Here is a 15,046-nt window from a genome sequence, read left to right as displayed (position 1 = left end):
GCGGGTTTGTGTTTGGTCCGGGGTTAACCCCCGCCCCTTCCACCGCACGACGCGGGTGGCCGGCACGGTCTACTCGACCCGGCCGGAGAAGGAGACCGACGGCGTGCAGCGGCCGCGGTCCGGCGGGTTCTGGCAGCTGACCGCGAGCACGATCTTCTCCCCCGGCTGGAACCGCCAGGCCTGCAGCCAGTGGTGGTCGAGGTCGCGGAAGTTCGAGAGGCCGACCTCCAGCAAGACCGTCTTGGTGCCACCGGCGTCCCGCAGCAGGCGCAGGGTTCCGGTGTCGCCCCGCGGGTTCTGCAGGATCAGGTCGGTGATCACCAGCGTCTTGCCGGGATCCGGCAGCGTGTAGGGGAATTCGGCGAACCGGTTGACGTTCGAGTCGATCTTCGCGTCCGCGGCCACCCGGAAGTCCGTCGGCGTGCCGTCGGCGGCGGCGTTCGAGACGCGGGTCGGGGGCGTGCCGCCCGGACCCGAGCCCGGCGGCGCGGGGTTGTCGCCCGGAGGGGTCAGGCCGACGGCCTTCATCGCCTGTTCGGAGTTCTGCTTGGCCTGATCGGCGTTCTTCTTCGCCTGGTCGGCCCCGGCGCCGGCGTCCTGCGCCGCCTTCACGATCTCCTGGTTCTGTTCCTGCGCGGCCTCGCGGGCGGCCGACTTCACGGCGGGCCGCAGTACGGTGAACCACAGCGTCACCAGGGCGAGCAGGAGGACGAGCAGCGCGGCGAGCGCCGGCAGCAGCCACTTCGGCAGCAGCTGCCGCTGCACCATGGTGCCTTCGGTCTTGAGCGGCTCGGCCCCGTCGGCGGTGACGAACACCTGGAAGCGGTGCCGGACGGACTGCCCGCGCAGGAAGCGCTTCCGCGGCTTGGCCCGCATCCGGACGAACGCGGCGGTGCCCGGCGCCAGTTCGGCCCGGTCGCGCTCGAGCCGGAAGTCCAGCTCGTCTTCCGGGTCCAGCGGGCTCAGTTCGACGGCCACCGGCCGGTTGCCGCGGTTGTCGACGGCGACCTCGAAGTCGGCCTTGGAGCTGCCCTCCACCTTGGCCGGCACGATCTCGGCGGTCACCTCGGTGAAGGCGCCGAGTTCGACGGTGCCTTCCTCGACGACCGAACCGGCCGGGTCCTCGCTCGAGAACACCCGCACGCCGAAGGGAATCGTCCCGGCGGGCACGTCGGAGGACCGCGGTGGCGCGAACCGCACGGTGACCGTCCCGGTCTCCCCCGGCATCAGGTTGACCGTCGCCGGTTCCGCGGTGGCCCAGCCACTCGCATCGCCGACGACGTCGATCGCGAACTGGTCGACGACCTGCCCGGCGTTCCGGATGGTCACCGTGCAGCTCGTCTCCTGGCCGGGTTCCGCGACCAGGCCGGCCTCGGACAGCGTCGCCGTTGCTCCCATGCGCGGAAGTCTCCCTTCTGTGTCGCGGGTCCGGCACCAGCGGACGGGTGTGCGCTCGTGCGCCGGTAATTGCCCCTACGGGCAGCCGGTTCTCGCGCGGCTCAGCCGCGCGAGATGAACGGCGGTTGTTCCGTGCGCAGCACCACCAGGATCGAATTCGACTGCGCCGTCCCGAACCTCGGGCCGCTCACCGAGGTGACCGACAGCGTGCGCGGGCCGATCAGGTCGTGGTGGAAGACCAGGAACTGCGCCTCGAACCGCCCATCGACGCCCACGGTGGCCAGGCCCGGCGTCTCGGAGATCCCGTCCGACCAGGCCAGCCGGACCGTCGCGCCCGGCGGGAAGTCCGTGCCCGTCACGCGCGGGACCGAGCCCAGCGGGGCGATGCCCGGATCGACGGCGACCACCGGCTGGCGGAACACCACCCGCCCACTGGCCGTGTTGTCCCCGGGGTCGGTGTCCGGCCCGCTGGTACTGACCGTGCCGGACACCGGCGCGTCGGCCGCGGCCTTGGCCGCCAGGGAAATCCGGATCTCGACGGTCTGGCCGGGGGCCAGCGTCCCGAGCGCACAGGTGCCGCCACCGGGCGTGCACCCCGGTGCCACCGAGGTCGCGGGCAGCTGCGGCGGCAGCTGGGTGACCAGCCGGACGTTCGGCATGGGGGCCCCGGAACCGTTGTGCACCAGGAAGGTCAGCACCACGTCGTCGCCGCCGACGAACAGCGGGACCGCCGACACCGCCAGCCCCACCGACAGCGAGCCCGGCGTGACCGGGGGCGCCGGCTTCGGCCCGACGGTGACCACGGCCGTGGCGGAGTTGTCCTGCGCGCCGGCGTCCTGGCCGGCCGTGGTGACCGTGCCGGTGGCGGCCTGCGCCCCCGGTTCGGTGCCGGTGGCGCTGAACCGCACCCGCGCGCTCGCGCCCGGGGCGAGCGTGCCGAAGGCGCAGACGAGGTCGGGTGTGCAGGTGCCGGCGCTGGTGATCGGCGCCTGCGGCCGCAGGCCCGTGGTCAGCCGGACGAACAGCCCGACGCCCGGCGAAGCGGCGACGCCGTGGTTGGTGACCACGAACTCGAACGTCGTCAGCCCGGAGAACGGGATGGTGGCCGGGACGGCGGTGGCGGTCACCCCGACGTCGGCGATCCGCTGGAACGCCGGCTGCGACGCGCCACCCGGACCGGCGATCAGGACCGCCGACGCCCCGCCGGCCGATGGCACGGTCCGGACGCTCGGCCGGGACTCCGAGGGTGCGCTGTCGAAGGCGACCAGCGTGCCGTCCGGCGACCAGGCCGGGTCGTCCACGGTTCCGGTGTCCTGCACCAGAACCCGCCCGGGCCCGCCGTCGGCGGGGGCCACGCAGAGCTGACGGCGGTCGTTGTGGAACACCAGCGCGGCGCCGTCCGGCGAGACGTCCGCCGAGCCCTGCCGCCCGATACCGCACGGCTCCCCGAACGACGGCGAGAGGTCCCGGTGGGTGCCGGCGACCACGCTGTCCGGCCCGGCGGTCAGCGCCACCTGCCACAGTTCCTGCCGGTCCCCGCCGGGGTCGACGGACATCACGGCGGTCTCGGTCGCGGTGCCGCCGCGCCCGGTCGCCGTGCACGTCACCGTGGTGGCGCCGACCGGGAAGAGGCTCCCGGACGACGGCGTGCAGAACGGCGTGAGCGGTGTTTCGCGGTCGGCGTCGATCGCGGTCGCCGGGTAGTCGATGACCGTGGGCGCGGTCCCGGTGACGGTCTTGTCGTGCACGGTGATCAGCGGCAGCCGCGGATCCTTGACCCGCACGGTGACGTCTTCGGTGTAGCCGGGCCGGACGGCGGACTCGCCGTTCAGCCGGAACTCGACCCGGCAGTGCAGGAAAGCTCCGATCGGTGCGGTCGGCGAGACCGTGGCGATCTCGACGAAGTGCGCGTCGGTGCCGCCGGGCACCTGCGGCGTCCCGTCGGGGTCGAACGTGAGCGTCAGGCCCGGGTCGCAGAACGGCACCGGCTGCACCTTCACCTGGAGGTCGGTGATCCCCTTCACGATCGCGGTGCTGATCTGGCCGGGGTCGGTGCTCTCGGTCAGGACGCCGTCGGTGGCCTTGGTGAGCGCGCTCGCCTGACCGCGGCCGTCGAGGGCTCCGTCGTTCTCTTCGGCGAGACTGCTTTCCGAGCCGCCGCTGCTCGTCACGGCCGGGACCGCGACCACCCGGATCTTCGCGGCCGTCAGCGCGTCGACGACGGCCGCGGTCGTCGGGAACGTGCCCCGCTCGTTGTCGGCCGGCGACTCGTGGCTGGCGGCGTCGCCGACCAGCACCACGATCCGGTTGCTGGTGTCGCGGAAGCCGATCGCGCCCGTCGAGACCTTCTCGAGGGCGTCGTACCAGTCTTCGGCGGTGTCGTCGCCGCCGGTGGCGGTGATCCGGCCGAAGGCGTCGGTGAGTAGCTTGCGCTGCTCGTCGGTGTCGGCCGGGGTGAGCGGCTGCTGGACGTGGAACGACCGCGGCGGGTTCGGCGGCGGGCCTTCGCCCGGGTGGTCGTCCACGCGGTCGCCGTACGCGGCCACCGCGAAGTTCGCCGACGGCTGCACCTTCTGCACTTCCTCGATGACCTTGCCGAGGTTCGTCTTGACGTTCTCGATGACCCCGTTCATCGACCCCGTCTGGTCCATCAGCAGCACGATGTCCGGCTGCGCCGGGACCTTGTCCGTCGGGACCGTCTTGGGCACCGAGCCGGAACTGCCCTGTCCGACCGGCATGTCCACCACCGTCGGCTGTACCCGCCCCGGTGGCGGCGGCGCGATCCGCGAGGCCGCGCGCGTCAGGGTGATCTTCGTGCCGTCGGCCGACCACACCGGCTGCGTGTCGCGGCCGGTCAGGTACGGCGGGATCGGGATCTCGCCGAGGATCCGGCCGTCCGCCACGCGGGCGATCCGCACGGTGTCGGAGCGGGTTTCGCCGCGGATGGCGGTGTTGGTGAACGCGATCATCGTGGCGTCCGGCGACCAGGCCGGGTGCTGTTCGCGTTTGGTCCCGTCCCGCGGGCCGGTCAGCGCGCGGGGTGCGCTGCCGTCGGCGTTCGCCACGACGACCTCGGTCTGCACGGACTCGCCCGGATCGGCCTGGGTGTAGGCCAGCTGGGAGCCGTCGGCGGAGAACGCGGGGTCGAACTCGTCGGCGCCGGGGCGGTTCGTGAGGTCCCGGCGGTCGCCGCCGGTGGCGTCCGCGCTCCAGATGTCCGAGGTGGCCCCGGTGCGCAGCTCGGTGAACACCGGACGGCCGTCCGGGCGGAACGCCGGCTCGGTCTCGCCGGTGTCCGGCAGCGCCGAGATGACCGAGATCCGGCCGCCCGCGATCTCCTTGACGTCGCCGAGCGGGTCCTGCGCGTGGGTCGTGAAGGCCAGCCGGGCACCGTCGCGCGACCACGCCGGCTCCGCCGAGTCGCCGGGGTCGGGGACCGCGCGGGTGACCGCGCCGCCGGTTTCGGCGACCAGCGCCACGTCGCCGGCCGGGTGGAAGCGGGTGGTGGTGAACGCGATCCGCGCCGGGCCCCACGCCGGCTGGGTGTCGGCGGCGGGGTCGGCGGTCAGGCGCGTCGGGGTCCCGCCGGCGGCCGGGACGGTGTAGATGTCCCCGGCCGGGTCGTCGCGGGTGCTGCTGAACGCCAGGCGGGTGCCGTCGGGCGACCAGCTCGGGGAGTCGTCGGTCGCCGGGCCGGACGTCACCTGGCGGAGGCCGCGGCCGTCCACGCCGATCACGAACAGCTTCCGGCTGCCGGTGCGTTCGGAGGCGAACGCGACCGTGCGGCCGTCCGGCGACAGCGCCGGGTGCAGGTCGACGGCGTCGTCGTTCGTCAGCGGCACCGCCGTCCGGGCGCCGTCGGGGAGGTAGTACAGCTCGCCGTCCTGCTCGGCACCCCCGGCGGCGGCGCGGTGGCTCACCCACACGAGGCCGCCGGTGCTCGCGGACGCGTCGGAATCGACGCCGCCGGCCCCGGCCGGCAGCGCGGGCGCCGCGCCTTCGCCGGTGGCCTCGTAGAGGCCGGTGGTGGCGTCGCTGACGTACCCGACGCGGTACGGCGCGGCCACCGGCGCCGGTGCCTGTGCTTCGGTCGGCGAGAGCGCTCCGCTGATCGCCCAGCCGCCGAGCACCGCGACGACCGCGATGCCCGCCACCGCTCGGTTCGCGCGCATGGTCGGTCCTCCCCAAAAGACTTCGGATGCTCAGCCGGCTTCGAACAGCTCGATCTCGGAGATCGCGACGTCCGTGCCGTCGAGCGAGCGGTACAGCCCGGTCACGTGCAGCTCGACGCTCGTGGCGCCTTCGCTGTTCTCGATCGGGACTTCCTGGGAGTCCGGCGTGTCGGCCAGCACCATGTCGTAGGTCTTGCCGGTGGAGAAAACCAGGTGCAGCTTCTGCGGCCGGTGCGCGGCCGGGAAGTTCGCCGCGTCGCCGGAGTACACGATCGCCTTCCGCAGGTCCGCCGGGTGGTCGAAGGTGAACACCAGCACCTGTTCCTTGTCGCCCGGGGCCGCCCAGAACGTGTTCTTGGCGTTGTCGGCGACCAGCGGGGCCGCGTGGCCGTTCGCCTGCGCGGTCGCGGTCACCTTGATCGGGTGGACCGGGTTCAGCTTGGCCTCGAAGATGCCGGTCACCTGGCTCCACAGGCCCACCGCCGCGGTGTTGATCGCGGTGCGGAACGGCTGGTACAGCGCGTAGATCAGCGCCGAGAAGATGAGCGCCACGGCGACGGCCCGGCGGATCACCTTCCCGACCGTCCGGCGCGCGGCCCCGGCCCGGCCGGTCCGGCGGCGGACCCCGTCCTGGCCCGGCCGCGCCCCCGCCTTGTGTTCCTTCGGCTTGCGGCCGAACAGCCGCCGCCACCACGACGTCTTGACGACCTCGGACTCGGCCAGCGACGCGCCGCAGCGGTTGCAGAAGTTGCGGGTCGGCGCGTTGCCCTTGCCGCACCGGCCGCAGATCAGGTCGCCCGGGTTGAGGACCTGCTCCTCCACGGTCTGCTGCACCGGCTGCCGGACCGGGGCGATCGGCTCCGCGGGCTGCACGACCTGCTGCTGCACCACCGGCTGGGCCTTGACCGCGACCGGGCCGTCGTCGTCCCACTTCAGGTAGCGGCCGCATTCGCCGCAGAACTCGACGTCGGCGGGCCCCTGGTGCCCGCACTCCGCGTAGATGACCATCTCCGTCAGCCCTCCAGCACTTCCACCGTGACCCGCACGTGGGCGGGCACCGCATCCACGACCGTCGCCGTCAGCCGGCGCACGTCGACCCGCGCCGGATCGGGCACCCGCACGAGCACCCGCACCCACGTCGGACCCGGGTCCGGCAGCGGTGCGCCCGGCTGCGGGTCGGCGACGACCCCGCCACTGTCGGTCACCTCGACCACGCCGCCGGTCAGCAGCCGCACGTGGTCGGTGAGCCCGCGCCGCGTGCCGCGCCACCGGTGCAGGTCGACCGACCGCGTCACGAGTTGCCGCAGCTGTTCCGGGCTCCAGCTCTCGTCGACGCGCAACGCGACCCAGTGGGCCAGCCAGCCGACGAAGTCGGCGGGCGCCACGCCCGGGTCGAGGTAGCCCGAGAAGTTGTCCAAAGTGGAGATGACCGGCGCGAGGACCTCGTCGAGGGCGCCGGTGAACCCCTGCACGAACCGGTCCTCGGCGTACACCGAGGGCAGCTGCTCGCCGATCGGGTGCGGGGTCGGCAGCCCGGGGACGCCCGTCCTCATGCGCCCGCCTCCCGCACCCGCACCTGGTGCCCGAACGAGAACGCGAGCGCGTTCGGCGGCAGGTCCAGCCGGTCCACCTGCTCGCCCCGCTCCCGCGTGATCGGGTTGGCCGCGAACAGCCGCACGTCCTCCACCAGCTCGACGCCGGGAAGCCGTTGCAGCACCGCGAACACCTCGCCCGACTGGACCGGGCGGCCGAAGGGCCAGCCGTCGCCGTCGGGGCCGCCGCTGATCGGGTTGAAGTAGTCGTAGAGGGCCTGGCTCGCCCGGGCGCCCAGGGTCCCCGCCGTCGTCCGGCGCCGGGCGCGCAGCCGCGCCACCACCGTCACCCCCTGGTAGAACGGGGGTTCCACGGACACGAGCGCGCCCACGCAGCGGCGTTCGCCGAGGTGGCGCTCGATCCGGGCGCGCATGCCGGCTTCGAGCATCAGGGTCGCGAAGGCGAGCTCACCGGTGTCGGGCACGGCCGGCACGACGAGCACCCGGATCGCGCCGGTCTCGCGGCCGTCGGGCCCGTGCGCCGGGATGCAGCGCACCCGGGCCGCTTCCGGTGCCGCCTCGCGGGCGAGCTGTTCGTAGTCCTCGGCGGTCACGGCCCGGTCGCGGGTGCGCAGCAGCAGCGGGCCGCGGACCGCCGCGTCCCGGACCGATTCGCCGTCCACCCCGCCGATCGCCGGGCGGCGGTTCACCACGCTGCTGACGAACGGGATCGGGTCCCGCTGCACTTCGAGGACCTCGCGGGCGACGTTGCCGCGCCGCCCGCCGCCGGAGCGGTACTCGGGCACCCGGATCGCGGCGGACTTGGCCGGGACCGCCCCGTAGTACCGGAGGCCGCCCTCGGGCTGGCGCACCGCGGGCCCGAACTCGACCTGCCCGCCGACCCGGTCGAGCAGGACGTGCCGGTCGTCCGGGCCGGAGTCGGCGAAGGAGCGGACCTCGGTCCACGGCTGCCAGCCGTCCGGGCCCGAGACCTCGACGACCAGTTCGCCCTCCCCGACGACCACCGGGGGCCGGCCGAGCGGGAACCGCTGGCCCGGCGTGCCGTCCGACGTCCCGACAACCTCGTTGCGGATGATCTCGGCGTGCACGGCCCCGACCGTGCCGCCGATGGTGGAGGCCTCGACCGCGTGCAGCCGCGGCGGGCGCTGGTAGAACGGCTGGTTCTGCTTGGCCTCGACCAGCCGGCACCGCAGCCAGCCGGCCCGCTGCCGCGCGAGCACCGACATCGCGTGCCCGGCCGGGACGTGCACCACGATGTCGCCGGCCCGGTTGAACGCGCCGGTGCTGTCGCGGTCGACCTCGCACGCCGCCCAGCCGGTGCCGTCCCAGGCCTCCCACAGCCACGGCGGGTCGCGCGGGTCGACACCCTGGCCTTCGACCTCGCAGTTCATCCGCAGCAGCACCGCGCAGCCGGGCACGGCGTCCGACAGTCCGAAGAGGACGGAGTCGCCGGGGGCCGGGGTTTCGGAGAAGGCCGCGGGGCCGCCGCCGACGAGCAGTTCGTCGGTGCGGTCGACCGGCGGCAGGCCGGCGTCGGCCGTGCCGGTCGCCAGGTGCGCGAGCGAGCACGGCACGATGTTCAGCGTCCGTTCCACCGTGAAGACCACCGGGTCCTCGACCTCGTTGCGCACGCTCGCGACCTGCTTGCCGCTCGCGACGACCACCGGGACGTCGCGGGCGGCCGAGAGCCAGAACGTCACGTCGGCCCGCGCCGCGGCCGGCGGGAACAGCCGGACCCCGATCAGGTCGAGGAACCGCAGGTAGTGCCGGTCGGGCACCCGGTTGAGCCGGTAGAGCAGCTGGTCGACCATCTGCGCGAACGTCTCGATCAGCGTGACGCCGGGGTCGGAGACGTTGTGGTCGGTCCACTCCGGGCAGTTGCGCTGGACCAGGTACTTGGCTTCGTCGACCAGGTCCTGGAACCGGCGGTCGTCGAGGTTGGGCATCGGCAGCGACATCACGCACCGTCCTCTACGGACTCGTGCGGCGGGATGACGTAGAACGGGAAGACGAGGTTGCGTGGGTCGTTGGTGCCGCGCAGCCGGTAGCGGATGTCGATCAGCAGGGTGCCCCGGTCGGCTTCGTCGAAGCTGACGACGACGTCGTCGAGGGTGATCCGCGGCTCCCAGCGCTCCAGTGCGACCCGGACCTCGTAGGCGATCTGCCCGGCGGTCGCCGCGTCGGCGGGCGCGAACACGAGGTCGTGCACCGCGCAGCCGAACTCGGGACGCATCGGGCGCTCGCCCGGCGAGGTCGCCAGGATCAGCCGGATGCTCTCGACGACCTCGCGCTCGCCGCCGACCAGCGCGATCGAGCCGGTCGCGTCGGTGTGGAGCGGGAACGCCAGTCCCCGGCCGAGGAAGTCCATGTCAGCCTCCGATCAGGACGGTCGGGCAGCCCATGACGATCGGCGCGCCGCAGGCGGCCAGGTCTCCCATCCGGGCCGCGGGCATGCCGCCGATGAGCACCGTCGGGCAGCCCGGCGGCGCGATCGGCGTCGGCGGGTGCACCGCGGGCGGCGGGAACGAGCACGTGTGCAGCGTCCCGACGTTCGCGGCGGGCATCCCGCCGATCAGCACGGTCGGCACCCCCGGGCCGGCGATGACGCCGGGGTGCCCGGTCGGGTCGCCGACCCTCGCGGCTGGTGGCATGCGCACTCCCCCGTCAGTTGATCTTGACCACGCTGCCGCGCACGGTGACGACACCGCTCGCGGTCAGCTCCGTCTGGCCCTGGCCCGCGACCGAGACGGTGGCGCCTTCGAGCTTCGCGCCGGCCGTGCCGCTCAGTTTCAGCTGGGCGGACGCCTCGATGCTGGCGTCGGTCTGGGACTTCACGGACACCTTCTGGCCCTTGAGCTCCAGCGGCCCGGTGCCGGCGTCGATGCTCACGCCGTTCTGCGCCTTGACCGTGACGCTCTTGCCGCTGGTCACCTCGATGACCTGGTTCTTCTGGTCGATCTTGACCACGAACTTCGCGTCCCCCGACGACAGGATGATGCCGTCGTCCTCGGCGAACTCCAGCTTGTGGCCCTTCCGCGAGACGAACCCGCGCAGCGCCACCTCCCCGCTGTTGCCGTCGACGATCGCCTTGGTGAACTTCGACGGCGCCGCGTCCTTGCTGTTGTAGAGGCCGCCGAGGACGTAGGGCGCTTCGAAGTCGCCGTGTTCGAAGCCCACCAGGACCTCGTCACCGACCTCCGGCAGCACCACCGCGCCGCGGTCCTTGCCCGCCCCGGGCTGGACCGTGCGCGCCCAGGTGCTCGTGAAGTCCTTGTCCAGCCAGGGGAACGTGAGCTTGACGCGGCCGAGCTTCGCCGGGTCCTTGAGGTCGGTCACCTGCGCGGGGACGACCCCCGGCCACGCCGAAGTCTTCGCCCCGCCCGCGACCAGGCCGTAGAGCGAGCGTTCCTGGCGGCCGGACACGGCGAACTCGGTGGTGTAGCCGACTTCGTCGTTGAACAGGTGGCGCGTGCTGGTCAGCGTGTACTTGCCGGAGAAGGGCTGGCCGACGCCGGTGAGCGTGACGGCGGTGCCCGCGCGCAGCTTCGGGTTGCCCTTGGCGACGCCGTCGAGTTCGGTGCAGGCGCTGCCGAACCGTTCGGCGAGTGCCTTCGCGGTCGCGTCCGCCTCGCCCTGGGCGCGCCGGGGCGCGGCGGCGTCGAGGAAGGGCGGGCTGGCGAACTTGCCCGCCAGCGCCACCGGGTCCACCCCCGGGACTTCGGTGCCCGCGTTCTTCGGGGTCGCGGTGGCGGTGATCGGCTGCTTGTTCTCGTAGTCCCAGCCGGTGACCCGCACCTCGGGGACCTGCTCGGCCGCGGTGACGCTGGCGCGCAGGTTGAGCAGCGTGCCGTGGGCCTCGAGGACGAGCGGGTCGGCGGTGGCCTTGGTGGTGGTCGAGGGGGCGCCGGACGGCTGCTCCGGCAGTTCGAAGTTCAGCTTCCCGTCCCGGACGGCGATCTGCGCGCCCACCGCGTCGGCCAGCCGGGACAGGAACTCCCAGTCGCTGACGTTGTCCTGGGACAGCTGGGTGTTCGGCCGGCCGCCGAAGCCCTTGACGTTGTCGATCTTGCCGACCGGGATGTTCGCGCGCTGGGCGACCTTGCGCACGACGTCGGCGATGGTCATGTTCGGGTACGCGGTGACCCGGCGGCCGCGGAACAGCCGGTGCGCGTGGTCGTACCCGCGGACCTCGGTGAAGGTGCCGTGGTTGTCGAGGTCGATCGCGACCGCGGTGACCTCGCCGGAGAGCAGGTCCTGCGGGCCTTCCGGGTCCGACGTCTGGACCTTGAGCCGGATCTTGGCCCCGACCTTGAACTTGCCCTTCTCCAGCACGACGGTCCCGGGGTCGCGGAAGCGCAGCACGAAGGTGTCCGGCAGGTTCCGGCTGTCGTCGACGTAGGCGTAGCTGAGCATCACCTTGACGTCGTCGGGCAGCGTGGTGCCCTCGACCTCGACCAGGAGGGTGTTCGTGAAGGTCTCGTTAGCCATCGAGCTCCTCCAGCGCGGGCACCAGGAGCCGGGTGCCGGGCCGCAGCCGCATCGGGTCGTCGATGTCGTTGGCGGCGGCGATCTCGCGCCACTTCCCGGCGTCACCGTAGGCGCGGAACGCGACCGAGGGCAGCGAGTCCCCGGCGACGAGCACGTGCGTGTCCCGCGCGGCGAGCGCGCCGGAGGTCGGGTTCTGGCCGCCCAGCTCGCCGGAGATCTCCTCCAGGTTGACCGTGCAGACCGCGCGCACCGGCGTCCCCGACGGCGTGAACAGGGTGTACTTCGCGGTGACGGAGGCGACGTAGGCGGGGAAGCCGGTCATCCCGCCCCACTTGAAGATCACCCACGGCGGCGAGGGCTTCTTGTGCTGGCGGCTGTCCTCGGTGGCCACGCAGCAGGTGAACAGCTGCTCGACCTTCTTGACGACGGCGTCGTCCATCTTGTCGGTGGCGTCGAGGAACATTTCGAGCGCCAGCTTGGCCGGATCCGACCCCTTGAACTGCGGCGGCGCGCTCTTCTTGGCGTTCGGCTGCGCGTCCCGGCCCCACTTGGCGTTCTTGCTGACCGACAGTTCCTTGGGGTTGAACTGGAACTTGATGTCGAACATCTTGTCCCCGGGCGGCTGCCCGGTCCCCCCGGACTGAGGCGGCTTCCGCACTTCGAGCAGGGCGCGCTGCAGGTTGCTGGGCGCGCCTGAACTGTAGGCCGCCGTGGACTGGGCTCCGGCCGAGGTGAAGGCGACGGGTGAGGACATCGGCGTCAGCCCTTCTTCGCCGGGCTAAGGAAGCCGTGGTGGGCCAGTTCGAGGGTCTCGGTGGCGACTTTGGGTGAGTCGGGCGAGAGCTGCGGCCCGCTCCACCGCACCGGGACGACGCCTTCGAGCGCCCAGCTGGCGATGACCTTCCCTTCGAGGGTGCGCGCCTCGATGGTGGCGGTCTTGCGTTCGATCCCGCTCGCCAGGCTGGCGAACCACTTGGTGATCTGCGAGCTGGCCTCGGTGACCGGGCGCGAGAGCTTGATGTTCGAGTACTTGATCCGGGTCGGCAGCTGCCAGACCATGCCGTTGTTGCCGCCTTCTTCCCGCTGTTCCATGACGAATTCGCAGCCGAGGCCGTCACAGCTGGAGAAGGCGCCGAGGTTGCCGAGGTTCTTGTCGTCCAGTTTGACGACATAGCAGACGGCAACGGCCTCTTCGGTGTCCGCCATCGGTGGCTCCTCCTTCAGTGCGGGCGGTCGGTGAGCGCACCCCGGCGCTCACGGTCGAGACGAAGTTCGGTCTTGAGGCGGCGCAGCAGCGGGTCGAAGAGTTTCTTGACGAGCTCTTCGGTTTCCGGCTGCGGCGGTGGTGCCGCGACGGGGGCGGGTGCGGGGACGGGGTCCGGGTCGCGCTGGACGACCGTGGTGACGGCCGGAGCGGGGGCGGGCGCAGGGACGGGTGGTGGGTCCGGTGTGGACGGTGAAGCCGGGTCGACGATCCTGGCGACGGGCAATTCGGTCTGGAGCTGCGCATCGGGAGTGCGAGGGGTGCCGTCGATCGCCCGGGCGAGGGGAAGTGGTGATGCGGTTGTGGTCTCGGCGTCCGCGGTGCGAGCCAGCGCGGAGGTGGTGTGGTGGGTGGTCTCGGCGGCGCGAGCCACGGTGAGCGGCACCGCTTCGGCGGTGTGAGTTTCGATCGCCCGTGCCGGCACCGGTGCTCCTGCTGAGCTTTCGACGGCGCGAGCCGCGAGGAGCGGCAGCGCGGCTCCCGCCACGGGCGCCGAGCCTTCGGCCATGCGAGCCACGGGGAGCTCCGGCAGCCCGGCTCCGGTCAACGGGGAGGTCTCGATCGCCTGTGCTGCTGCTGTCGACGGTGTTCGCGGGCCATCGACGGGTCGCACCGGGGTCTCGGTCATTCGCGCGATCGGGAGCGTGGTTCCCGCCGCGGGCAGGCCCGGACTCTCGACAGCCCTCGCCACCGGCTTCGCTGCTCCGCCCCAGAGTCCCGAGGTCTCGATGGCCCTCGCCACCGGAAGCGGCGGCACCGCAGCCCCGCCCACCGAGCCTTCGGGCGCCGGGGCCACGGAGAGTCCTGAGGTTTCGATCGCCCGTACCACTCCGGTCGCCGGCGGACCATCGATGGACCGCGACACCGGAAGAGGCGGGGTCTCGGCCGGTCGCGCGATCGGAAGTGCGGTTCCTGCCGCGGGCAGGCGCGGAGCTTCGATCGCCACCGCCTTCTCCGCTCCGCCCGGCAGTCCTGAGGTTTCGATGGCCCTCGCCACCGGAAGCGGCGGCACCGCAGCCCCGCTCGCCGAGTCGTCGGCTGCGCGGGCTACGGCAAGTCCAGAGGATTCGATCGCCGTCGCCAACGGCACCCGGGCCCCGCCCGCCGAGTCGTCGGCCACGCGAGCCACCGACGGTCCCGCAGGTTCGATAACCCTCGCCACCGGCAACGAGGGCACCCCTGCCCCACTCGCCGAATCCTCGGCCACGCGAGCCACGGAAAGTCCCGCAGGTTCGATAGCCCTCGCTACCGGCAACGACGGCACCGCAACCCCGGCCGCCGAATCCTCGGCCACGGAAGGCCCCGCAGTCTCGATGGCCCTCGCCACCGGCAACGACGGCACCACAGCCCCGCCCGCCGAGTCGTCGACCGCGCGAGCCACCGACAGTCCCGCAGGTTCGATGGCCCTCGCCACCGGCAGCGACGGCACCGCAACCCCACCCGTCGAATCCTCGGCCACGCGCCCCACGGAAAGTCCCGCAGTCTCGATGACCCTCGCCACCGGCAACGACGGCACCCCGGCCCCACCCGCCGAATCCTCGGAATGCCCCGAGGATTCCATCGCCACCGGCGGGACCGCAGTCCTGTCCGCCGGGCCTTCGGCCGCGTGAGTCGCGGGAAGTCCCGGGGTCTCGATGGCCCTCGTCATCGGGGCCGGACTGCCGGCTGCGCGGGCGACCGGGAGCGGAGCGCTCCGGGGCGCTCCTGGTGAGTCTTCGACCGCTCGAGCGATCGGGAGCAGCGGTCCCTGGCCGGCCGGTGTCGTCGGGAGAGATGCGTCCACCGGCGGTTTCGTTGCCGGAGATCCGACCGCGCGCAGCACCGGAAGCGGCGCCTCCTGCCCGACCGGTGGCACCGGGCTCGCCGATGCCGAGGACTCCTGCGCCACCGAGGCCTCGGCCGCCGGCAGCGTGGACCTCTGCACCTCCGGCGCACCAGAGGACGCCGCCGCTGGCGCAGACCGCTGGGCCACCGGCAGCGTCGAAGGCTCGTTTGCCTGCGTCGCCCGAACGCCCGGCTCCTCCGCCACGGGGAGCGCCGGAGTCTCAGCCGTCCGGGACACCGTCACGCTCGGCTCCTGCGCCGTCGAGGCGACCGGCAGCGCCGGAGGCCCCGGCAACGGCATGGAAACGCTCGTCGAGCCGCCTGGTGTCCCGGGCGGCTCCGTGGCT

At 72.9% G+C, this 15,046-nt stretch carries 12 protein-coding genes; 1 reads left to right on the top strand and 11 read right to left on the bottom strand.

Annotated features, from left to right (window positions below; genetic code table 11):
• Positions 1-69 precede the first annotated feature (69 nt).
• The 11 genes from ACWEF6_RS23520 to ACWEF6_RS23470 form a co-directional block, all read right to left on the bottom strand.
• Positions 70-1,398: a COG1470 family protein gene (locus ACWEF6_RS23520; protein ID WP_449684916.1), complete on the bottom strand. Its 1,329-nt coding sequence runs from the start codon at positions 1,396-1,398 to the stop codon at positions 70-72.
• A gap of 101 nt (positions 1,399-1,499) precedes the next feature.
• Positions 1,500-5,570, bottom strand: a complete 4,071-nt coding sequence (locus tag ACWEF6_RS23515; protein ID WP_449684915.1) for a VWA domain-containing protein — start codon at positions 5,568-5,570, stop codon at positions 1,500-1,502.
• Positions 5,571-5,600: 30 nt separating this feature from the next.
• Positions 5,601-6,578 (bottom strand): zinc ribbon domain-containing protein, encoded by a 978-nt coding sequence (locus tag ACWEF6_RS23510; RefSeq protein ID WP_449684914.1) that lies wholly within the window; start codon positions 6,576-6,578, stop codon positions 5,601-5,603.
• A gap of 5 nt (positions 6,579-6,583) precedes the next feature.
• On the bottom strand, positions 6,584-7,123 hold the full coding sequence (locus ACWEF6_RS23505; protein WP_449684913.1) for a phage tail protein: 540 nt from the start codon (positions 7,121-7,123) through the stop codon (positions 6,584-6,586).
• The gene (locus ACWEF6_RS23500; RefSeq protein ID WP_449684912.1) at positions 7,120-9,081 is read right to left on the bottom strand and encodes a putative baseplate assembly protein; all 1,962 of its coding nucleotides are present in this window, start codon (positions 9,079-9,081) and stop codon (positions 7,120-7,122) included. The genes ACWEF6_RS23505 and ACWEF6_RS23500 overlap by 4 nt, the downstream gene beginning before the upstream one ends.
• Complete coding sequence (locus tag ACWEF6_RS23495) at positions 9,081-9,491, bottom strand: GPW/gp25 family protein (RefSeq protein WP_310972881.1); 411 nt, start codon at positions 9,489-9,491, stop codon at positions 9,081-9,083. The genes ACWEF6_RS23500 and ACWEF6_RS23495 overlap by 1 nt, the downstream gene beginning before the upstream one ends.
• A gap of 1 nt (position 9,492) precedes the next feature.
• The gene (locus tag ACWEF6_RS23490; protein ID WP_364268765.1) at positions 9,493-9,774 is read right to left on the bottom strand and encodes a PAAR domain-containing protein; all 282 of its coding nucleotides are present in this window, start codon (positions 9,772-9,774) and stop codon (positions 9,493-9,495) included.
• Between the two features lie 13 nt (positions 9,775-9,787).
• The gene (locus ACWEF6_RS23485; RefSeq protein ID WP_449684911.1) at positions 9,788-11,611 is read right to left on the bottom strand and encodes a VgrG-related protein; all 1,824 of its coding nucleotides are present in this window, start codon (positions 11,609-11,611) and stop codon (positions 9,788-9,790) included.
• Positions 11,604-12,365, bottom strand: a complete 762-nt coding sequence (locus ACWEF6_RS23480; RefSeq protein WP_449684910.1) for a CIS tube protein — start codon at positions 12,363-12,365, stop codon at positions 11,604-11,606. The genes ACWEF6_RS23485 and ACWEF6_RS23480 overlap by 8 nt, the downstream gene beginning before the upstream one ends.
• A 5-nt stretch (positions 12,366-12,370) precedes the next feature.
• Positions 12,371-12,817 (bottom strand): phage tail protein, encoded by a 447-nt coding sequence (locus tag ACWEF6_RS23475; RefSeq protein WP_449684909.1) that lies wholly within the window; start codon positions 12,815-12,817, stop codon positions 12,371-12,373.
• Positions 12,818-12,831: 14 nt separating this feature from the next.
• Positions 12,832-13,995 (bottom strand): hypothetical protein, encoded by a 1,164-nt coding sequence (locus tag ACWEF6_RS23470; protein WP_449684908.1) that lies wholly within the window; start codon positions 13,993-13,995, stop codon positions 12,832-12,834.
• Between the two features lie 193 nt (positions 13,996-14,188).
• Here ACWEF6_RS23470 and ACWEF6_RS23465 point away from each other — a divergent pair, with 193 nt between their 5' ends.
• On the top strand, positions 14,189-14,485 hold the full coding sequence (locus ACWEF6_RS23465) for a hypothetical protein (protein ID WP_449684907.1): 297 nt from the start codon (positions 14,189-14,191) through the stop codon (positions 14,483-14,485).
• Positions 14,486-15,046 lie beyond the last annotated feature (561 nt).

The organism is Amycolatopsis sp. NPDC004772 (genome assembly GCF_053601215.1).
This window is presented reverse-complemented; position numbering and strand designations above follow the sequence as displayed.